We start from the raw sequence: 21,604 nt of genomic DNA on the forward strand, positions 1-21,604 counted from the left end.
AGTTAATGATTGAATGGATGCAGACACACAGAAAATGGCTGGTAATTACCATCTGGATAGCCACCATTGCTTTTATAGGGGCCGGATTTGTAGGATGGGGACAGTTTAATTTAAGTTCAAAATCTTCTACGGTTGCGGAAATAAACGGAAATACCAAAGTTAACATTCAGGATGTCCAGGAAATTTACAATAATCTTTTTATGGATTTAAATAAACAGCTTGGGGGAAAACTTGATGATGCAACAGCCGAAAAATTGGGTCTGAAACAGCAGGCTTTTAAAATGGCGCTTGAGCAGGGAATTCTGAGGGCGTATGCAAAAAATCTGGGACTTTATGTAACAGATGAAGAAGTGGCAAAAGCGATAATTGATACCTTCAAAAACACCAACACTTATAAAAAATATCTTCAAATTAACGGATTGAAAGCAAAAGAATTTGAAAATAATTTGAGAAAAAAACTTTTAATCCGAAAGCTTATGAGTGCATTACATTTAAAACCTTCAGATACAGAACTGCTGACACTCGCAAGCGCACTTTATAATGCAGACAATATTTCAATACAAATAATAAATAAAAATAATATAAAAGTGGATATAAGTGAAGATGAGTTAAGAGCTTTTTGGAAAAAAAACAAAGACAAATACAAAACACCCCCAATGTATAAAATTGCAATAGTCAAAACGCCTATCACCGGCGAAGTCAGCGAAAAAGAATTAAAAGATTATTATAAAAACAACAAAAATGATTTTAAAAACGAAAAAGGTGAAATATTGCCGTTTGAAAAAGCAAAAAGCCAGGTCAAACAGGCACTTTTGGCCCAAAAATCCAAAAGAGAAGCTATATTGGCTTATAAAAAACTTAAAGAAGGGGCAAACAATTATAAATTATACACATTGGGCATAAATAATAATTTAATTCCCCCGCAAAAAATGCAGGAACTTATTAAAACAGGATATTTAAAACCGTTTATAAAAAATAGTTTTTATATCAGCGCTTTATTAATAGAAGAAATAAAACCCTCCCCTATGCCGTATATAAAAGCAAGAGCTTATGTTTTAAAAGAATTATTGAACATAAAAACAAAAAAAGCACTTCTTCAAACAGCTAAAAACAGACTTAAAAACTTTAAAGGCAGGAATATAGGATATGTTACAAAATACGATGCCGTTAAAATAAAAGGTTTAAAACCGGATGAAGCTACAGAATTTTTATTTAATCTCTTTTTATCAAAAAAGCCTGAAGGATATTTTTTAATACCGTCCCAAAATCCTAAAAAAGCAGTTGTTTATAAAATTTTGGAACAAAAGTTGCTGGATAAAATTAAATTTGAAAAAAACAAAGCACAGGTTAAAATATTCGCGGATAATCTGATTAACACTCAGGCTATTCAGGATTTAATTAACGAATTAATGCAAAAATATCATATAAAAAGCTATGTAAAATAAAGGAATTAAATTGGCGATACTTGCTGTAGATGTGGGAAGTTCTAAAACAACGGCAATAATAGCTGAAAACAACGGTAATTTAACCGTCAGCGGTGTTGGAATATCTAAATCAAACGGTATAAAAAAAGGTATTATCACTAATATTGAAGAAGCCAGTAAAGCAATTAAAAATGCGGTAAACGATGCAAAAAGAGTTGCCGGCATAGAGCTTTCAAGTGCTGTAATATCTATATCCGGAGCATACACAAAAAGCATAAAAAGTTACGGCATAGTCAATGTTCCAAATAAAGAAGTAACATTAAAAGAAATTAACAGGGCAATCAACAGCGCAATGATAAATGCAGCTGTTCCGAGTGATTATGTTCCTATTCAGGCTATTCCGTATAATTTTAAATTGGACGATTCAAGTGAAATAGAAGATCCTATAGGAATGAGCGGAAGCAGGCTTGAAGTAACCCTTCATATTATAATAGCACAAAAAAGCGGACTTGATAATCTTAAAAAAACATTTAAATTGGCCGGTTTAAAAATTGATAAAATTGTTAATTCCGCTTATGCAAGCTCTCTTGCAGTTTTGAAAGAAGACGAAAAAGAACTGGGTGTGGGAGTTATAGATATAGGGGCTGCAACATGTGATATAGCCGTATTTGTAAATAAGGCGTTAAGTTACACCGATTATCTTCCGATAGGAAGCCATCATATAACCCACGATTTATCCATCGCACTTCATACAACACTAAAAGATGCGGAAAAAATTAAACTTGATTTTGAAGATTATGTAAATAATTCGGAGGATTTAATAGAAATATCTGTAATAGGAAACGAAAACGAAAAACAAAAAGCCTCTATTTCAACCATAACCCAGGTTATTTCCGCAAGGGTTGAAGAAACATTTCTTTTATTAAATAAAAAAATTGATGATTCGAAACTCAAGGACAAAATCGGTACAGGTATTGTTTTAACCGGGGGGTTTACAAATTTTTACAATGTAAAAGAAATTGCTTCAAACTTTTTTGACGGTTTGCCTGTAAGAATAGGATATCCCAAAGAAATAGAAGGTCTTGTAAAAAATTTAAAAACACCAGAATTTTCTACGGCAATCGGACTGCTGTTATATGCCAACGGGGGAAATAACAAATATGAAAAAGATTCAAATCAAAATTTCAACTCCCTGGATCTCGAAAAAACAAATAAAGTAGAAAGTGAAGAATTGTTTAACAAAAAAAATGAAAAAGATGAAAAACAAGAATTAGCCGATATTGTTAAAAAAGTAAACAAAAAAACAAATCCATTCAAAAAATTTATCAACTGGATAAATAATCTATTTTAAAGGGGAAAAAATGGAAAATGCGACTACCAATCTTTTCACAATAAAAGAAGAAATCGACGGACCAAAAATTAAAGTAATCGGTGTCGGCGGCGGTGGAAACAATATGATAAACTATATGGCGAACAGAGGGATAAAAGATGTTGAATTAATAGCTGCCAATACCGATATTCAGGCTTTAAAAACAAGCAAAGCCCATAAAAAAATACAGCTTGGTGTAAAACTTACAAACGGGCTGGGTGCTGGAATGAGGCCTGAAATAGGAGCAAAAGCTGCCGAAGAGAGTTTTGATGAAATAAAAGAAAGCCTTGAAGGGGCAGATTTAGTATTTATTTCAGCAGGAATGGGAGGCGGAACTGGTACAGGAGCGGCAAGTATCATTGCTAAAGCGGCAAAGGAATTAGGCGCCTTAACAGTAGGAGTTGTTACCAAACCTTTCAGATTTGAAGGCAACAGAAGAGGTAAATTGGCTGAAATCGGTACAAATGAGCTTAAAAAAGAGGCAAATTCAATAGTTGTAATACCCAATGACAAACTTTTAACAATAATAGACAGAAAAGTAGGAAGAAGAGAAGCATTCTCTCTTGTGGACGATGTATTGTTTAAAGCTGTTCATGGAATTTCAAATATGGTAATTTCATATGGTGAAAATGACATAAACGTTGACTTTAACGATTTAAAAACAGTAATGTCACATCAGGGATTGGCCCTTATGGGTGTGGGTGAGGACAAAGGTGAATCAGCCGCATTTAATTCCATAAAAAAAGCAATTGAATCTCCTTTACTTGATAACATTTCAATTGAAGGGGCTATGGGTGTGCTTGTTCATTTTACTATGCATGAGGATTATTCTCTTGATGAAATTTATGAGGGTATGAATATAATTGAAGAAAAAGCCCATGATGATGCCGATATAATTTTCGGTACTTCAACAGATAACTCATTGGCACCTGACGAAATAAAAGTGACTATTGTCGCAACAGGCTTTGAAAAAAATGATGCGGCAAATAAAGAAGATATCAAAAAAAATATTGAAACAATGTTGGTAGGAAAAGAAAAAGTAGTCGGCGGAATAGAACTTGATGTGGATGAGCTTGATATTCCGGCATATATGAGAAGAATGAAAGATTAAAAAATTAAATAAAAGGCTGATATCACATAATCAGCCGCAAATACCACAACAGAAGAAACAACAACAGCCCTTGTGGTACTGATCCCCACTCCTTTGGCACCCCCTCTTGTATGATAACCTATATATGTTGAAATTGCACTTATCAAATAGCCAAATACAATTCCCTTTGTAATACCTTCGTTAAAATCGCTTAATTCTCCAAACTGTCTTATTTTATCCAGATACGCATAACCGTTTACATCAAGAGAATATATGGAAATCAAATAAGACCCCACATTGGCCACCGCATCAAAAAACAAAATCAATAAAGGAAGTGAAATAATTGTAGCAATAATTCTTGGAACTATCAGGAAATGTCTGGAATCCACAGCCATTACATCAAGCGCGTCTATCTGCTCGGTTACTCTCATACTTCCAAGTTCCGCTGCATAAGCACTCATTCCCCTGCTTACCACCATTAATGCGGCAAATACAGGACCGAGTTCTTTAATTACAGATATAAATATTGTATAACCCATAAAATCATCTATCCCGAATTTATGAAACGCATCGTATAAATTTACAGCTTCAACAAGACCTGTAAAAAAACCGGTTAAAAAGATAACACCGATTGAGCCGTAACCGATAAATGTAATCTGATCCAACAAATTTTTAATTCTATACGGAGGTTTAAAAAAAAGAAAAAATATTTTTATTTGGAAAATAAAAAAATCGCCCAATATATTGATAAAATTTATTGTGTTTTTCCCGATATTATAAAAGAAGCGGTTTATCAATTAAGCCCTTTTTTGATAAAATTATAACAAAAAAGGAATAAAATGGCGGAAGAAAAAGAAAATCAGGAAATTGGGGAAGAAAAAAAAGAAAAAAGCGGAAGTAAATTATTATTAATTATTATTATTGCATTATTGCTGATATTATTGATTATAGGTGGATTGGTTGCATATTTTTTACTTACAAACACATCTGAGCAAAACACAAATCCGCAGACACAAGAAAAAACTCTAAAAAAGAAAGTCAGTGATATGGCTCAAATTGGTCCGATTTATCCGCTTGATCAGTTTATAGTAAATTTAGTAAGCAACAATGCAGACAGATATTTAAAATGCAAGGTTTCCCTGGAACTGGATTCACCGGATCTTCAAAACGAAATTGATAAAAAACTGCCCGCTGTAAGAGACACCATAATAAATATTCTTTCCAGTAAAACAGTAGAAGAAATTCAAACGGCAAAAGGAAAAGAAAAATTAAAAGAGGAAATTAAAAGAAAGCTGAATGAAATGCTTACAACAGGCGAAATCAGGCATGTTTATTTTACGGAGTTTGTTATTCAGTGATAGGCATAGATATTGTAGTAATTTCAAGAATTGAAAATATGATTGATAAATTCGGTAAAAAAGCAAAAGATAAATTTTTAAATGAAGAAGAACAGAAATTTTTTTTAACCCCCTCTTCCGTTGCGGGGGCATATGCGGCCAAAGAAGCATTTTCAAAGGCTATTGGAACGGGTATTGGAAAAGAGTGTAATTTCAAGGATATTATTATTCTAAAAAATTCAAAAAATAAGCCCTATTTTTCAGAAAAAACAATTAAAAAATTTAATTTAAAAAATGCCGACCTTTCAATTTCCCATGACGGAGGATTCGCCATCGCCGCTGTTATAATTTCCAGATAAATTTGATATAATTTCATTCCTGTCCCCGTAGCTCAGCCGGATAGAGCGCCACCCTGCGGAGGTGGAGGCCGTGCGTTCGAATCGCGCCGGGGACGCCAAGATTTTAGAATTTTACAAATAAATTATAATAATTAAATTTTTTTTCACAAAATACAAAATAATATTAAACTTTTATAATTTTCACAAAAATTTTTTAAAATATATCTCTCCTTCTTTTCCAATAAAATCATAATTTAAATTCATATAAAGTCTCCCGCTTAATGCTAAATGGGGTAATGGGATAAATTTTTTAGATTTTATAAATTTTTGATAAATTGGATCAGCAATTATATAATAAAATTCATCATTAAACTTTTTAAAACCCTCTTCAGTTTCTGTGAAACTGAAATTTTTATTTTCAAAAAAACAGCAGTTATTATTCAATAAATCATTTTTTATTGGGGAAGCGGCAAATGCTTCAATACCTAAATTTTTTTCAAAATATTCTTTTATACTCAAAGCTATAATTGGCTCGTGAATTATCAATACTTTTTTATTATTTACAGATTTTTTATTAATTAAATTTTTTATTGTTTCTCCCACAGGAAAACCTACAATATATGGGATATCAAAATTCTTATGCATATATTCAGCTAATTTTAATCCGCTTGAAGTAATTACAATATTCAGAGCTGCTTTTGAACTTTCAATTAAGTTTTCAAAATTTTTTTCCATTCCCCAGATACTGATGATTTTATAATTTAAATTTTTCAGTAAATTAATTAATGGATTTAAATGCGTATGATGCCCTATATCGAGATGTACAGCCCCGAGAATGTTTACAGTTTTTTCCTCTTTTTTTTGAGGTTTTAAAACAGTTTTAGCCAATTCTAAAAAAGCTCTTGAAGCGCCTTCACTATATGTTTCAGTTCCTTTTGTATTAATATAAAAAAGAGGGATATTTAATTCTTTTTGAATAGTTTCAGATAAACCGTTTAAATCAGTTCCTATAATTGCGGAAACAGGGGTGCCCATTAATACTAAAAATTTCGGTTTTAAGTTTTTTGCAACATTTATAATTCTATCGATAAATTTAGCATCATTTCCGAATACTGCATCCATTTCTAAAAGTCCCGCACCTACTAATTTTGTTTTATTTCTATACCATCTGTATTCATCTCCGATATTTATATGCCATGCACCTCCTGCCGGACCGTATGTAATCATCAATCCTCCAAGTTCATATAGTGCTGAAGCAACCCCAAAATATCCTGAAGCAAGAGGTAAAAGATTATCTATTAATTTCATATTTACTCCTATATAAGATAGTTATATTTATATATCCAATCATAATTGCTGATTGGATTTTTAATATTTTCTTGTATTGAATCTAATAAATTTTTTAAATTTTCATATCCGTAAAAAGAGTGTTGATATCTTGAAAGAGGGATATTGACAGCATTTTGGCAAAATATACCGGCATCAACCCCAAACGCTAATTCTATATCGTTAAAAAAATTTATATTTTCATTTAAATATGGATGTGAAACGTTATAAATATAGGTTTCAGGGGATATTTTAGACAATTCATTAATGTATTCTTTTTCATGAAGTTTTGGAGAATTTCTCAAAAAAACTGCTTTAACATTTCCTCCTAATTTTGTTAAAGCCAGTGCCAATTCCAAAGGATTGCCGTAAACACTGCTTCCAACAGCAATATTTTTATTTTTTATAAATTTGTTTTTACTTATTAAATTTTCATTATTTTTCTCTTTTATATTAATTTTTTTATTTGTTATTTCTTCAATTTTAGAATATTGTTTTTTTATTTCCAAAATATCGTAACTTACCGGTGCGAATATATAAGGAATATCTAACTCATTATACATTTTTTTTGCTAAAAGTAAGCCTAAAGGATGAATCACGATATTTAATGAAGCAGAAGATAATTTATACAAATCATGGACATTTTTAAGTGTAGGAATTTGATAGATATTTTCATAACCCAACTTTTTAAGAAAAACCAATAATTCTGAATCTTCTTTCAATGGTATAAAAGTTCCTAAAATATTAACACTGTTTTTATTTATTTCTGTTTTTTTATCTTTTAAAATATCAATTAAAGATTGATATGCCAATTCAAAAGGGGAAGGTTTTAATCCTATCGTTAAAGGTGCCATTACTGTATATATTATTTCAATATTTAATTTTTTTTTCATATTTTCAACTACATCTGTATAATCGCTTTCTAATAAATAATCGCAACATGTTCCCGCCAATATAAGTATTTCTGGCTTTTCTTTTTTTGAAATTTTTAAAATAGCTTCTTCCACTTTTGAAAAATGTTTTCCCATTATAATATCTATTTCGTCAATATTCAGCATATAAAAACGCCCGTAAAAGTTTCTTGCATGGGACATAAAAGAGGAGTGTCTAAGACAGGCCAAAGGTCCCACCATCAGGCAAATACTGTTAGGCAAAAGTAAAGTGGTTTCAACCACTCCCCATCCTGCAAGATTCGGACCCATGGACTCCAGGGGTGCAAAAGGAAAATTTTTTTCATTTAATTCAGAAATTTTAACTCTTGTCTGTTCAATAAGCATCTAAAATCCTTTTTGCAATTGAATAAAAATTTTTACTTATTTGAGCATTTTTGTCATATTCTATTACAGTTTTTCCTAAAAGTTCCGCCTTATTAATAGATTCATCCCTTGGTAAAACTCCCAATATATCAACATTCATTTCTTTTGCAAAATTTTGTACTTTTTCCAATTCATTAGGTATATTTCTTAAATTGACAATAATTCCCAATAAAGATGCATATCCTTTGTTTTTAAAATTTCTAACAGCTTTTATAATATTTTCTGCCGCAAAAAGAGACAGTTTTTCTCCGGATGTCACTACAATTACTTTTTCGGCATATCCTTTTCTCATTGGAACCGCAAAACCGCCGCATACAACGTCTCCCAAAACATCATAAAAAACAACTTCGGGTTTATATATTTCATAAGCATTCAATTCTTTTAAAAGTTCGAGTGCCGTTACAATACCTCTGCCCGCGCATCCTTGGCCGGGTGTTGGACCGCCAACTTCAAAAGTCACAGTATTTGCAAAACCTGTTTTTACTATTTCTTCGATTGATTTTGGCATACCATTTTCTTCAATATAACTAAGTATTGTTTTAGGAGGCACTCCTCCTAAAAGATTTATTGTAGAATCTGCTTTTGGATCGCAGCCTATTTGTATGACCCTTTTCCCCATTGTTGCAATAGCAGCGGATAAATTGGATGTAATTGTTGATTTTCCAATACCGCCTTTACCATATATTGCTATTTTTTTCATTGGTATTCCTTTATTTTTAATGAATTCCCTTTAGTTCTTGAAATTTTAATACCCGCTTTTGTAATTACATTTGTAGCTTCATTTATATCTACATAACGTTTTTTAGGTGCACATTGAAATTCAAATTCAATTTTTTTATTTTTACTTTCGAAAGAAGGGTTGCAATTTGGCATCAAAACGTTACATCCACCTTTAGTAAAACATAAAAATTGCCCATTTTCAGGATTAAGTGTTGCAACTGTATTTGCGGCTGCAATATGCGTGTTTTTAGTTACAATTCTTGTTAATGCAAAAACTCTCAACATAAGATTAAAATTTCCGGAAGAAAACTTTTTTAAAGGTGTTTGCGGATGCGGAATAAAAGGACCTATATTTATCATATCGGGTTGAAAATCCTGAAAAAACAGGATATCGTCTGCCAAATCATTGAAAGTTTGTTTTGGTAAACCCACAATATTGCCAGCTCCTACCTGGAAACCTGTTTTTCTTAAAAATTCTAACGCTTTTATTCTGTCTTTTAATTTTCTGCCGGGTCTCATTTTTTCATATAATTTTTCATTCATTGTTTCATGTTTCATTAAATACCTATCGGCTCCGGCATCTTTGAATGCTTTATAATCATCAAAAGACAACTCTCCCAAGCTCAATGTAATGGCTACATCATATTTTTTTTTGATTTGTCGGATAATGCTGCAGATTTTTTCTCTTGTAAAAAAAGGGTCTTCCCCTGATTGTAAAACTATGGTTTTTATCCCTTTTTGGGCAATTTCACCGGCTATTTTAATTATAGTTTCTTCATCCATCCTAAAACGTTTCATTTCTTTATTACTTTTTCTTAAACCGCAATATAAACAATCACTGATACAATAATTGGAAAAATGTATAACTCCCCTTATATGAGCTTCATTACCACAGTGTTTATTTCTGATTTCTGTTGCTCTTTCAAAAATTTTATTATCGTTTTTTATTAACGATAGAATAATTTCAGTTTTATTTAACATCATTTTTCAACTTTTTTCTTTCATTTTCAAACATCATTAAAGCAGCGGGGAAAGGGCTCAAAGTTCTCTTAATAACTCCCTGTAAAAAAGAAATCGCCATACCATAATTTGTAATAGGAACGTTAACTTCTTTTGCCATTTGTATGCGTGAAAGCATTCCTCTTCTATTTAATACACATCCGCCGCAATGGATAATAAGTTTATAATCCGATACATTATCAGGGTAATCTTTTCCGGCATAAACATCAATTTGCAAATCCCCCCCTACATACTGTTTAAGCCATCTTGGAATTTTAACCCTTCCTATGTCATCCTCCAAAGCATGATGAGTGCATGCTTCAGCTATTAAAACTTTATCTCCCGGCTTAAGAGCATCTATATGTGCGGTGCCCCTGGCTTGTTCCAGTAAATCTCCTTTATAACGGGAGAAAAGTATCGAAAAGGTTGTCGCTTTTATATCTTTTGGAATATCCGCAACCATTTTTAATACCCCCTGTGAGTCACATACTACAATATCGGGTTTTTGATTTAAAATAGACATTGCATATGAAAGTTCTCTTTCTTTAACAATCAGTGCCATGGAATCGTTATCCAAAGTGTCTCTTATAGTTTGAACCTGGGGAAGTATCAATCTGCCTTTAGGAGCTTCTAAATCAATAGGAACAACCAAAACAGCCAATCCCCCTGAGGGGATTAAATCACCTATTAACGCCGGCGGTTGTAAAAAATCAGATGGGCAAATATCAATAATGTGTTTTTTTAAAGCATTAATATATTTTTCTTTATTATCACTGTCTAAACTTGAAACTTTAATAATGTTTTTTCCAAAAATTGATTCAAGTTTATTTATAAATTCATCCGAAGGCTTTTGTAAATCGATTTTATTAATAACAGCAATTAAAGGAATTTTTTTTTCTTTTATTATCTGAATTATATTTTCTTCATAATCAGTCCATTTATCAGGCTCTAAAATTAATAAACAAATATCAGTTTTTTTAAGAACATTTAAAGTTTTTTCTATTCTTAAGTTTCCCAAAACTGAATTATCATCAAATCCAGCTGTATCTAAAAAAACAACCGGTCCTATTGGCAATAATTCCATTGTTTTTTCGACAATATCTGTTGTAGTTCCGGCAACAGGGGAAACAATCGAAATATTTTGTCCTGTAATCATATTTAAAAAAGACGATTTTCCGACATTTGTTCTTCCAAAAACACCGATATGTAATCTTAAACCTTTAGGTGTTGATATCATTAAACAGCTCCTTTAATTTATTCTTATCATATCCAAGAGAATTAAGATTTTCAGGAAAAAATAATTCAAGAATTTTTTCGCCAAATCTATTTTTTAAAAATTCTTTTATATTCGTTATGTTTTTATTTTGTATTTCTTTTACAATTTTTAATGTTTTCTCATAACCTATCAAAGGGAGTAAAACGGTTAAAATTGAAAAGCTTTCTTCAAAATATTTATTACATATTTTTTCATTTGCTTTAATTTCTTTAATATGTTCTTTCAAGTTTACAGTTATATTCAAAAGCAGTTTTAAAGATTCTATAAAACTAAATGCTATTAAAGGCATAAATTCAACAATTTGAAAAGATGACAAAGAAACACAGTCTCTTATTACATTAAAATCGGATTTAACTTTTATTGCTGTTTGTATTGCAGATTCAAGTATTACGGGATTTATTTTGCCAGGCATTATAGAAGAACCGGCTTGAACTGGCTTTAATTTTATTTCTTTTAAAAAATTCATAAGACGGATATCATTAGAAATTTTAAATAAATTTGAAGAATAAGCATCAAGAATACCTACAACTTCCACAATATCATCTGCAAAAGCGGTTACACTTACAGGATTTTCAGCACGGGAAATATTTAATCCAGTTAAATCTCTTAAAATTTCAATAACCAAAAAAATATATTCCCTAGGGGCGGTTAAACCCGTTCCTATTGCAGTAGAACCAATATTTAAGACCCTTATTCTCTCTTTGCATTTCCATATTCTCCATCTGTCTCTGGATATAGCTTCGGCAAAAGCCGAAAATTCCCTGCCGAGAGTAAAAGGGACTGCTTCTTGAAGTTCTGTCCTCCCGATTTTTAAAATGGAAGCAAATTCTTTTTCTTTTTTTTGTAGAATATTTTGAAAATCTGCTATAACTTCGCTTAATTTTTCCAATAAAAAAAGCGCCGCTATTTTTAATGCGCTTGGATATGTGTCATTGGTTGATTGATGAAGATTTACATGTTCAAGCGGATGTATCGGATAATGTTTACCTTTTGGATATCCTAATATTTCATTTGCCCTGTTAGCTATCACTTCATTTATATTCATATTTGTTGATGTGCCAGCGCCACCTTGCAATGCGTCCACTATAAAATCTTCCTGAAATTTTCCATCGATTATTTCGTCACAGGCATTACATATTGCATTAGCATATTCTTTGCTGAGATAATTTAATTTAGCATTTGTTGTTGCACAGGCTTTTTTAACCAATGCATATGCTTTAATCAACTCATTTGGCACTTTATATCCGGATATTTGAAAATTATTATAGGCTCTTGCGGTATTTATACCGTAATATCTATCAGATGGAATCTTTACTACACCTAAACTGTCTTTTTCTTCTCTAAACAACTAAGTAACCTCCGTGATTTTACTTGAAATAAAAAGAGCTGAACAGCTCTTTTTATTGTTTTATAGAGTTGATTTGAACTAAATCGTCTTCAACCCATTTAGGGGAATGATGTTCGGCGGCATCAAAAGGCATATAACCGCTGTCCAGTCTCCACATTGCTTTAAAATCTTCCATATTTATTATTGAAAGAGGCAAATGAACAAACGTTACAAGGGCTGTAGTTATTATAGAACCCCAAACATGGAAATAAAAGAAATAAAGCATAAGTTCTTTGCCAAGCCCTTGTTTTGCAAAATAAAGCGCCCATCCTGTTACTATCAATCCGAAAATCATAAATATAAAAATTAAATAAGCGACTTTTTGTCCAGCATTATATTTTCCTTGTGGAGCAGTTTTTTCAGGACCGAAAGGAATACCGAACATTCTGGGATATCCGCCTAAATTTTTAAACCATGCAAATGTGTCTTTATCCCATTGTAATAAATTTTTCATTATAATATAAAACCTGTCCGGTGCTATTAAAATAAAAGAAATAAAATTCAAAGTAAAAACAATTGCCGTCCAGATGTGAACTTCCATTAAAAACTTAGCACTTTCACCTGATGCCCATTTAAAATATACAGCCATTCCGGTAAAGGCCAATATATACCATGTAATTGCATTGATGTTATGAAACATTTTTTCATAAACAGGAAATCTCAATACCCTTTCATTTTCAGCAAGCATGTTTTCCTCCTTTTAAATTTAAGTTGGTTCTAACAACATATCCTTTTGTATGTAAAAGTTCTTCTGATATTTCACTCATCGGATGGTTCGCAAATTTTTTATAAAATTCCTGAACAGTAGGATTTTCGTGAGAAGCTGCCAATCCTTTTTGCTGTAATCTTATATCATCTTTATATAAACCTGTTTGCCTCATTTTTATATATTTATTCCTTTTTTTGAAAAGATCTGTAATTACATAACCTCCAACAGCGATAACCGATACTATAACCCCTGTAACTTTAAGAAAAGTTCTTCTGTCTATTAAAGTGGTGGCAGGTTTTTCTTCATATTGATAAGATAATTTTTCATTCATTTTATTCTCCTTTTTTATTTTAAGCATTTAATCTTAAAGGTAATAACGGGTCTATCCATGAAGTACCCATTGGATTAACAGGCTGTCCTCCTCCGTCAATACAACCTCCGGGACAATTCATTACTTCAATTATATGGTAAGGTGAAGTGCCTTTTATTACATCTTTAACAATTTTATCAAGATGATTTTTTATCCCGTTAACTACAGCGGCTTTTACCACAATTGTTTTTCCGGATTTAAGAGTAATAGGAATTTCTGCTTCTCTTAATCCGTCAGTATGTCCCCTTACTTCATAAAAATCCCATTTGGGCGGTTCTTTTCCAGAGAGAATATAATAAACTGTTCTAAGAGCAGCTTCCGTAACGCCTCCGCTGTTACCAAATATTGTGGCAGCTCCCGTGTAAATTTCCGTTTCCGTTTCATTTTCTTTTTCCGGTAACTCAAGAGGATTGATTCCTTTCATTTTAAGTAATGTGGCTAAATCCCTTGTTGTAAGCACTGCATCTGTATCAGGGAATGGAGGGGTGTCTTCTGGAATATAACCTTTTTCTTTTAAAAATTTCCAAGAAGAGTTGAATTCCGGTCTGCTTGCTTCAAATATTTTAGCGGTACACGGCATTATTCCGACAGTGTAAACGTTTCTCGGATCCACTTTCCAAATGTCTAAAGCAGCCCAAGTTTTTGCAGAAGGACCTGCCATTTGCATAGGGGATTTTGCACCGGATATGTGAGGGATTAGTTCTGGATAATATATTTCTGCATATCTAACCCAACCCGAACAGCAAGATGTAAAATGTGGTAAAGGATGATTTGCCATTTCATTTAATTTTTCGCTTCTTTCTCCTAACAGCCAGTATTTTACTTTTGCTATAAATTCGCTTCCTTCTTCCATAATTGTTTGATCGGCCGCTAAATTGTTTTCATAAATTTTAAAACCAGCTTTTTTTAATGCATTATGAAGTTTTCCAACTGTTAAAGTACCGGGAGGTGCTCCAAATTCTTCGGCTATTGCCACACGGACCGAAGGGGCTATTACCGCCACAACAGTTTTTTCTTTATTTTCCAGATTTTTCATTACCTCTTCTACAAAACTTAATTGTTCTATTGCACCGAATGGGCAGTTAATTAAACATTGACCACAAGCAATGCATTTCATTTCATCAATTGAGTGGGCAACACCAATAGCACCGTTTATCGCATCTGCTGGACATACATGTCTGCAGGTGTCGCAGCCTACACAGCTTTGAGAATTTATTTTAATAATACCTTTTAATTCTCCCGCTCTGTATGTACCGGTTGCTATATTTACATAATTTTTCTCTGTAGGAGAAAAAATTTTAACCTTGGCTGTTTTTTTCATTAAAAACTCCTTTCATAAAAATTTTTAAGATTAATTTTCGTTAAATTATAATATTAATTCTTAAAAATAACTTAAAATTTAATTTTTCTTATATAAATTTAGGACTAAATTAAATTTTAATAGATAAATTCATATATAAAATGTGATTACAGAATAAATTAATGACTTTTAATTAAGGATTTTTTATATTTTTTCATATGTAGAAAATTGTTTTTTATTTAAGAAGTTATAATATAAGATTATATTTAAAATATTAATAATTTTTATTATAAAAAAAATTAACAAATAAAATCAAAGCTAAAATAATCAATCTAAAAAATTTAGATTATTCTCAAAATTATGATTTATAAGTGTCTGTCACTTATTATACTAAAATTATTATTAATTGTAAATACTTTTTTCATTTATTCATTCTACATTATACATTTTAAATTTTTCATTATTTTGCCCGAGAGGGCGTTCACGTAGTGACTTTGGGCTCCGCCAAGTCACAGTGTGGGGATGGGAGCATCGGTTTAGGGGCGAGTCCATCTCGCCGCACACCCCGAAGCTACCGTCTCCCCTAAAAAAAAGGTTGTAGGGCCCCAAAATGTACGGGTAGCGCTCCTCCCAGGCATTAAAATTATAACAAAAACTTGAGCTTTTGTCAATCAAGATTTTTAAAGAGCACTTTATAAGCAATAAAGAAGTTATATTACAATTTTATCTTAATTTTACATTTTTTGCAAGCAGGACGCATTCTTTAATATAAGGATTTTGCGGAGTTAAAATAGAATTTTTGGTAAATTCCAAAAGAGCATTTTTCGTTTTATTTCCTATTGCAATCGGTAAAATATTTTCAAAATCATTGATTTTTGAAAAACATTTAACAGTGGAAGGCGAAGTAAAAATTACAATAGCCGGTTTTTTAATAAATTTATCAAGTTTAGCGCAAACAGTTTCATACACTATAATTTCTTTTAAAGAATTATCAGATTTATCAAAAATTTCTTTTATATTTGATATTATTTCTTTTGCCCTTAAAAAAAGAAATTTTTTATTTTTATATTTTTTATTTATTTCTTTTGCAAATTCATCCCCATAGGCATTAGATGAAACAAATTCAACAATTCCTCCTAATTTTTCTATTTCTTTTGCAGTTGCTTTTCCTATTGCCAGACTTGGAAAATTTTTCCATTTATCAGTTAATTTATTTATCGCCCTAACCCCGTTTTTAGAAGTAAAAATCAGATAATCAATTCCATCAAAAGAAATAGAAGAGGATAGAAAATTTATTTTTATAACAGGATAATTTATTACCCCTTCATATTTATCGTTATTTAATAAATAAATAGGTAACCTTAAATTTTTCACTTTTAACTTTTCATTTTTAATTTTTGATTTTACTCCCACTCAATTGTTGCAGGAGGTTTGCTTGAAATGTCATAAACCACTCTGTTGATACCGTCGACTTCATTGATAATTCTTGTTGAAACCTTTTCTAAAAATTCATGCGGCAAATGGGAAAAAGTTGCCGTCATACCGTCAGTTGAGCTGACACATCTTATTGCAACCGCATTGTCATATGTCCTGTTATCTCCCATTACCCCAACGCTTTTTACATTAAGAAGTACCGCAAAGGCCTGCCAAACTTCATTATAAAGCCCCCACGCTTTAAGCTCTTGAATTAAAATGTAATCAGCTTCTCTTAAAATATCTAAATCTTTTTCATTAACTTCACCCATTATTCTAATAGCAAGTCCCGGTCCTGGAAACGGATGACGGTATACCAAGTCTTTAGGCAGCCCAAGCTCTAACCCTAATTTTCTGACTTCATCTTTAAAAAGCTCTCTTAAGGGTTCAATAAGTTCAAATTTCATCCACTCGGGAAGTCCTCCTACATTATGATGTGATTTTATTGTTTTTGACGGCCCTTTTACAGAAACAGATTCAATTACATCAGGATACAGAGTCCCCTGCGCTAAAAATTTTGCGTCTTTATGTTTTTTGGCCGCTTCCTCAAAAACCTCAATAAAAGTATGCCCTATAATTTTTCTTTTTTCTTCCGGGTCAGTTACACCTTTTAACCTTCCTAAAAACTTTTCCCTTGCATCAACAGTAATTAAAGGCACGTGTAATACATTTTTAAAAGCATGTTCAACTTCTTCTCTCTCATTTTTTCTAAGCAGACCTGTGTCCACAAAAATAGGAATTAATTTATCTTTAATGGCTTCATGTAAAAGTGCCGCTGTAACCGAACTGTCAACTCCACCGCTTAATGCACATATTACTTTGTTTTCCCCTACCTGTTCTTTAATTTTTTTGATTTGTTCTTTTGCAAAATGAGCCATATCCCATTTACTTGTTACAGAGCAGACTTCTTTTGCAAAATTTTTTAAAATTTTACTTCCTTCATCTGAATGGGCTACTTCCGGGTGAAACTGAATTGCATAAATTTCTTTTTCTTCATTTACAATTGCAGCATATGGAGCATTTGAGGTATGAGCTATTCTTTTAAATCCGTTAGGCAGTTTTTCAACCCTGTCTGAATGGCTCATCCAGACAACTGTGGGATTGCTGACATCTTTAAAAAGTTTATGAGGTTCATCTATAAACAGCTCTGCTTTACCATATTCGTGATGGTGAGCTCTTACTACCTCACCACCGAAATCAACGGTAATTAGCTGCATTCCATAACAAATTCCAAGAATCGGCAAACCTAAATCATATATTTCTTTATCTACTCTGTAAGCGTCTTTATCATAAACACTTGCGGGCCCGCCACTGAAAATTATTCCTTTTGGCTTTTTTTCTTTTGCTACTTTTAATCCGTCAAAATAAGGCACTATTTCGCTGTATATTCCGACTTCCCTTAATCTTCTGGCTATTAACTGGGTATATTGACTTCCAAAATCAAGTATTAGTATTTCTACTTGCATTTATATCCTTTTTAATGAAATTGTAACAAAAAGAAAGGGAAAATTAATACCAGTGAAGAATTTCGAACTGAACATACCAGATGGCACAGCTTAGGAGATATCCGATTAATACGGCCCAACCATATTTTATATGTGTATTAAATGTATAAATCCCTCTCATTCTACCCATAACTCCAACACCGGCGGCACTTCCAAAACTGATTAAGCTTCCACCGATCCCGGCTGTCATTGTAACAAGCATCCACTGGGCTGCATCCATTGGAGGGTCGGCTTTTAAGATAGCCGCCATTACAGGAACGTTATCTATAATAGAACTTATAAATCCAACACCGATATTTCCCCATGTTGGGCCTATTATTTCATAAAGTTTGGTAACATAAAAAAGCCATCCAAGAAAATACAGCGCGCCTACCGCCGAAAGAATACCGAAAAAGAAAAGCAGTGTATCATGTTCTATTTTGGTCATATTAACAAACACATCTATTTTTTCTTTATATTTCCTTTTATGATAAAAACTGTAAATTTCCAATAATGCCAAACCGAACATCATTCCCCACATTGCCGGAAAATGCATCACTATGTGGCCAAATACCGCAATGGCAATGGTAAGAGCGCCTAAAAATATAATAACTTTTCCACCGTTTTTTATTTCAGCTTTAGGGGTGGTCAAAGCATCAAAATGAGGCTTGCCTTTTGGTACAAAAAGACTTAAAAGCCAAGCACTTAAAAGCCATCCTATAAATACAGCCGGAAACAGTGCTAAAAAATCTATTATTTCGCCTTTTCCTGCAGTCCAAGCCATAAGTGTCGTAATATCCCCGAAAGGAGACCATGCACCCCCGGCATTTGCAGCCACCACTATATTTATGGCACCTGGAACCAAAAAATTGATATTATGTTTATCTATAGTAATCAGTACTGTTGAAAGAATAAGCGCTGTAGTTAAATTATCGGCAAAAGGGCTTATCCAAAATGAAAGTGTTCCCGTTATCCAAAATATTTTTTTATAAGTATAGCCTCTTGAAATCAAACGGTATTTCAAAGCGTCAAACACACCTCTTTCTATCAGGCTTTCTATATATGTCATGGCAACCATTAAGAAAAAGAAAATCTCCGCTATTTCTTCAATCAGATGTTTAAGCTCTTCGTGCAGCGGTGAAGGGTCAAGATGGTTTAACCAAAAATATGTACCTATAAGCAAAAAAGAAAAAGTACCTATAAAAAGTGCCGGTTTTGATTTATTTATTTCAAATTTTTCTTCTGTTGCAATAAAATAATATCCAACAACAAAAATAGCCAAAACAGCTATTCCTACCCATGTATGAGTGTAATTTACAATTTCTTCATGCATTTTAATCCTTTCTGTAATGAGCCCCGAGAGACTCTTTTCTTTTAATAGCCGCTTTTATTATTTCCCTTGCCGTTAGAAATCTCAACTTTGTAAGCCGCCCGAGCTTATCAATATGTTTTTCAACGAAATCCAACGCCTCACTTAAACCGTTTTTTGTTCTAATTATACCAACATTTTTCCACATTATTTCCCTTAACATATTTTTATATTTTTTATCATTTTCTTTAAATAATATTTCATCATTTATATCGAATATTCTTTCATCAGTTTTAAATCTGTTTTTTAATATATCCCTTGCGGCTTTTCTGCCGAATACAAAACATTCAAGCGTAGAATTGCTTGCAAGCCTGTTAGCACCGTGAACTCCCGTATTTGCCACTTCCCCGGCAGCATAAAGGTTTTTAAAATTTTTTATTTTAGCATTCACATCAACCACAATTCCACCCATAAAATAATGAAATGCAGGAGAAATAGGAATTTTTTCAAAAGGCACCTTTATATCATAATCCCTCAGTTTGTTAAAAATTGTAGGAAAACGGTTTTTAAAATATTCCTCCTCAAACATACTTACGTCCAAAAACACTTTATGGCCTTTTTGCTGATGCATAAAAATAGCTCTGCTTACAATATCTCTGCTTGCAAGCTCCCCTCTTTCATCATATTCAAATAAAAATCTCTCTCCTTTTTCATCAACAACATAAGCACCTTCTCCTCTTAAAGCTTCGGTTAAAAGAAGTTTTTGAGAAAATTTACTTTCTATGAAAACAGTAGGATGAAACTGTGTAAATTCCATATCGTTTATTTCCATTCCCTTTTCTATTGCAATTCCCTGAATATCCCCCGAAATAGTTCTTGCGTTTGTGTCATATTTATATAAAGCGCCTATTCCCCCGCTTGCAAGTATTATATTATTTGCATAAACATTATATTTTTTATTGTTTTTAAGCAGACTCACACCGTAACAGACACCACCTTCTATTAATAAATCAAAAACTACTGCATTATCTAATAAATAACTTTTGTCTTTTTTTATTAAAAACCTGTGAAGTTCCCTTCCTGTAGCGTCTCCTCCGGCATGATAAACCCTCGGGACTGAATGTGCCGCTTCTCTTGTAACACCTTCGAATTTAAAGCCGTAATTTTTTAAATCCTCTTTTAATTTAAGAGACGAACGCGATAAAATTTCAACCATTTCTTTATTGTTGTGAAAACTCCCCGCCCTAATAGTATCTTCTATATGAGCAGGCACATCCTCTTTATCAAGAGCCATTGTAACTCCGCCTTGTGCATAGAAACTGTTTGCATCCCACACTTCTTTTTTTGTAATTATTAAAGTTGACAAATCAGAATAGTCATTTATATATTTTGCTGCCCAAAGTCCGGCGATTCCGCTTCCTATTATAACTACGTCAAATTTCATTTTATCTCCATAGTATTGTTTATTTCTATAATTTTAAGTTCACTTGAATTAATTTCTTTGGTTATATTTTGTTCTTTACCTGGCCAAACAGGGTCTGCCTTATAGCCACATCCTAAAAAAACAGATATAATTATAATATGAAAAAAGCAAAAGATATACTTAAACATTTATTTAATCCCTTTAATGATAAATTACAAGAAAAACGTTGTTTAAAAAAAATTATAGCACTAATGCCCCGTAAATACAATAAATATATAACTTCTTATTCTTTAAAAGGAGAGATTTTGTATATAAAAGTATCACATCCCGCTTTAAGGCAGGAGATTTTTTATAATAAAAATATAATTTTTTCTATTATAAAAACACTCCACAAGGCAAATCAGTGCAACAGTATAAATCCAAAAAAAATAGTTACATTTTATAAATACCAAAAACCTTTAACACCTCCAAAAGAAATAAAATTTTATATTAAAGAGGCGGGAAAATTTAAAATAAAAGCAAAAAAAGAAAATTTAAGAAAAAAATTTGAAGAAATAAAAAATTTAATAAACTCTAAACCCGGTTAAAACTTTTTTCGCTTTGTTTATATCCGAAACTTTAAATGCAAAAGAACCTTTTCTATCCGAATTAACTGTATAACAATAATTTATATCAATACCGTTTTCATTTAATGTTGAAACAATTTTGTTTAGAGCCCCTATTTCATCATCAACTTCAACTATTAACACATCGCTAAGAGTTAGAGAAAAACCGCTTTTTTCTATTGCTTCGGTAGCTTTTACAACATCTTTTGTCAAAATTCTGAGTATTCCAAAATCACTTGCTTCAACCAGTGTAATAGCCTTAATACTGACATTCTCTTTTGCCAAAGCCTCGGTAATTTCTTTAAGCCTTCCTGTTTTCCTTTCCAAAAACACTGAAATCTGTTTCATT

The 21,604-nt window shown here is 32.1% G+C and carries 22 protein-coding genes and 1 tRNA gene; 7 read left to right on the forward strand and 16 right to left on the reverse strand.

Annotated elements, in window-relative coordinates; genetic code table 11:
* Positions 1 to 5: 5 nt before the first annotated feature.
* From DZ65_RS0100320 to ftsZ, 3 genes are read left to right on the forward strand one after another with little or no spacing between them, the layout of a single operon-like run.
* Positions 6 to 1,445, forward strand: a complete 1,440-nt coding sequence (locus tag DZ65_RS0100320) for a peptidylprolyl isomerase (protein WP_024786724.1) — start codon at positions 6 to 8, stop codon at positions 1,443 to 1,445.
* A gap of 10 nt (positions 1,446 to 1,455) precedes the next feature.
* Entirely contained in the window at positions 1,456 to 2,775 is a 1,320-nt protein-coding gene (ftsA, locus tag DZ65_RS0100325; RefSeq protein ID WP_024786725.1) for a cell division protein FtsA, read from the forward strand.
* A gap of 10 nt (positions 2,776 to 2,785) precedes the next feature.
* Entirely contained in the window at positions 2,786 to 3,904 is a 1,119-nt protein-coding gene (gene ftsZ, locus DZ65_RS0100330; RefSeq protein ID WP_024790477.1) for a cell division protein FtsZ, read from the forward strand.
* On the opposite strand, the gene DZ65_RS0100335 is transcribed toward ftsZ, so the two are convergent.
* Positions 3,901 to 4,680, reverse strand: a complete 780-nt coding sequence (locus DZ65_RS0100335; RefSeq protein WP_035002980.1) for an ABC transporter permease — start codon at positions 4,678 to 4,680, stop codon at positions 3,901 to 3,903. The genes ftsZ and DZ65_RS0100335 overlap by 4 nt on opposite strands.
* Positions 4,681 to 4,722: 42 nt before the next feature.
* Here DZ65_RS0100335 and fliL point away from each other — a divergent pair, with 42 nt between their 5' ends.
* From fliL to DZ65_RS0100350, 3 genes are all read left to right on the forward strand, one after another.
* Positions 4,723 to 5,241, forward strand: coding sequence for a flagellar basal body-associated protein FliL (gene fliL / locus DZ65_RS0100340; RefSeq protein WP_024786727.1), 519 nt, complete (start codon positions 4,723 to 4,725; stop codon positions 5,239 to 5,241).
* A complete protein-coding gene (gene acpS / locus DZ65_RS0100345) occupies positions 5,238 to 5,579 on the forward strand; it encodes a holo-ACP synthase (protein WP_024788986.1) in 342 nt (113 codons plus the stop codon). The genes fliL and acpS overlap by 4 nt, the downstream gene beginning before the upstream one ends.
* A 21-nt stretch (positions 5,580 to 5,600) precedes the next feature.
* Positions 5,601 to 5,677, forward strand: a tRNA-Arg gene (locus tag DZ65_RS0100350).
* 82 nt (positions 5,678 to 5,759) lie between these two features.
* Here DZ65_RS0100350 and DZ65_RS0100355 read toward each other — a convergent pair.
* The 14 genes from DZ65_RS0100355 to DZ65_RS10795 form a co-directional block, all read right to left on the reverse strand.
* A complete protein-coding gene (locus DZ65_RS0100355) occupies positions 5,760 to 6,866 on the reverse strand; it encodes a nitrogenase component 1 (protein WP_024786729.1) in 1,107 nt (368 codons plus the stop codon).
* Between the two features lie 8 nt (positions 6,867 to 6,874).
* Positions 6,875 to 8,161: a nitrogenase component 1 gene (locus tag DZ65_RS0100360; RefSeq protein WP_024786730.1), complete on the reverse strand. Its 1,287-nt coding sequence runs from the start codon at positions 8,159 to 8,161 to the stop codon at positions 6,875 to 6,877.
* Positions 8,151 to 8,900 carry an AAA family ATPase gene (locus DZ65_RS0100365; protein WP_024786731.1) on the reverse strand — a complete coding sequence of 250 codons (750 nt, stop codon included), beginning with the start codon at positions 8,898 to 8,900 and terminating at the stop codon, positions 8,151 to 8,153. Before DZ65_RS0100365 ends, DZ65_RS0100360 begins: the two co-directional genes overlap by 11 nt.
* A complete protein-coding gene (hydE, locus tag DZ65_RS0100370; protein WP_024786732.1) occupies positions 8,897 to 9,904 on the reverse strand; it encodes a [FeFe] hydrogenase H-cluster radical SAM maturase HydE in 1,008 nt (335 codons plus the stop codon). Before hydE ends, DZ65_RS0100365 begins: the two co-directional genes overlap by 4 nt.
* On the reverse strand, positions 9,891 to 11,156 hold the full coding sequence (gene hydF, locus DZ65_RS0100375) for a [FeFe] hydrogenase H-cluster maturation GTPase HydF (protein WP_024786733.1): 1,266 nt from the start codon (positions 11,154 to 11,156) through the stop codon (positions 9,891 to 9,893). Before hydF ends, hydE begins: the two co-directional genes overlap by 14 nt.
* The gene (locus DZ65_RS0100380; protein ID WP_024786734.1) at positions 11,140 to 12,543 is read right to left on the reverse strand and encodes an aspartate ammonia-lyase; all 1,404 of its coding nucleotides are present in this window, start codon (positions 12,541 to 12,543) and stop codon (positions 11,140 to 11,142) included. The genes hydF and DZ65_RS0100380 overlap by 17 nt, the downstream gene beginning before the upstream one ends.
* A gap of 52 nt (positions 12,544 to 12,595) precedes the next feature.
* Positions 12,596 to 13,270: a cytochrome b/b6 domain-containing protein gene (locus DZ65_RS0100385; RefSeq protein ID WP_024786735.1), complete on the reverse strand. Its 675-nt coding sequence runs from the start codon at positions 13,268 to 13,270 to the stop codon at positions 12,596 to 12,598.
* Positions 13,260 to 13,622 (reverse strand): iron hydrogenase small subunit, encoded by a 363-nt coding sequence (locus DZ65_RS0100390; protein WP_024786736.1) that lies wholly within the window; start codon positions 13,620 to 13,622, stop codon positions 13,260 to 13,262. Before DZ65_RS0100390 ends, DZ65_RS0100385 begins: the two co-directional genes overlap by 11 nt.
* 19 nt (positions 13,623 to 13,641) lie before the next feature.
* Positions 13,642 to 14,982: a [Fe-Fe] hydrogenase large subunit C-terminal domain-containing protein gene (locus tag DZ65_RS0100395; protein ID WP_024786737.1), complete on the reverse strand. Its 1,341-nt coding sequence runs from the start codon at positions 14,980 to 14,982 to the stop codon at positions 13,642 to 13,644.
* Between the two features lie 702 nt (positions 14,983 to 15,684).
* Positions 15,685 to 16,335, reverse strand: coding sequence for a uroporphyrinogen-III synthase (locus DZ65_RS0100400; protein ID WP_024790478.1), 651 nt, complete (start codon positions 16,333 to 16,335; stop codon positions 15,685 to 15,687).
* Positions 16,336 to 16,364: 29 nt separating this feature from the next.
* The gene (gene guaA, locus DZ65_RS0100405; protein WP_024786739.1) at positions 16,365 to 17,900 is read right to left on the reverse strand and encodes a glutamine-hydrolyzing GMP synthase; all 1,536 of its coding nucleotides are present in this window, start codon (positions 17,898 to 17,900) and stop codon (positions 16,365 to 16,367) included.
* Between the two features lie 43 nt (positions 17,901 to 17,943).
* Positions 17,944 to 19,251 (reverse strand): sodium:proton antiporter NhaD, encoded by a 1,308-nt coding sequence (gene nhaD, locus DZ65_RS0100410; protein WP_024786740.1) that lies wholly within the window; start codon positions 19,249 to 19,251, stop codon positions 17,944 to 17,946.
* Between the two features lies 1 nt (position 19,252).
* On the reverse strand, positions 19,253 to 20,671 hold the full coding sequence (gene nadB / locus DZ65_RS0100415) for an L-aspartate oxidase (protein ID WP_024786741.1): 1,419 nt from the start codon (positions 20,669 to 20,671) through the stop codon (positions 19,253 to 19,255).
* On the reverse strand, positions 20,668 to 20,838 hold the full coding sequence (locus DZ65_RS10795; RefSeq protein ID WP_162147140.1) for a hypothetical protein: 171 nt from the start codon (positions 20,836 to 20,838) through the stop codon (positions 20,668 to 20,670). Before DZ65_RS10795 ends, nadB begins: the two co-directional genes overlap by 4 nt.
* Between DZ65_RS10795 and DZ65_RS0100425 the strand changes: the two genes are divergently transcribed.
* Positions 20,809 to 21,237 carry a DciA family protein gene (locus DZ65_RS0100425; RefSeq protein WP_024786742.1) on the forward strand — a complete coding sequence of 143 codons (429 nt, stop codon included), beginning with the start codon at positions 20,809 to 20,811 and terminating at the stop codon, positions 21,235 to 21,237. The genes DZ65_RS10795 and DZ65_RS0100425 overlap by 30 nt on opposite strands.
* On the opposite strand, the gene DZ65_RS0100430 is transcribed toward DZ65_RS0100425, so the two are convergent.
* Positions 21,214 to 21,603, reverse strand: a complete 390-nt coding sequence (locus DZ65_RS0100430; protein ID WP_024786743.1) for a hypothetical protein — start codon at positions 21,601 to 21,603, stop codon at positions 21,214 to 21,216. The two genes, DZ65_RS0100425 and DZ65_RS0100430, sit on opposite strands and share 24 nt — an antisense overlap.
* Between the last annotated feature and the right edge of the window lies 1 nt (position 21,604).

The sequence above is a fragment of the Lebetimonas sp. JS032 genome (genome assembly GCF_000523315.1).
Lineage (GTDB): Bacteria > Campylobacterota > Campylobacteria > Campylobacterales > Nautiliaceae > Lebetimonas.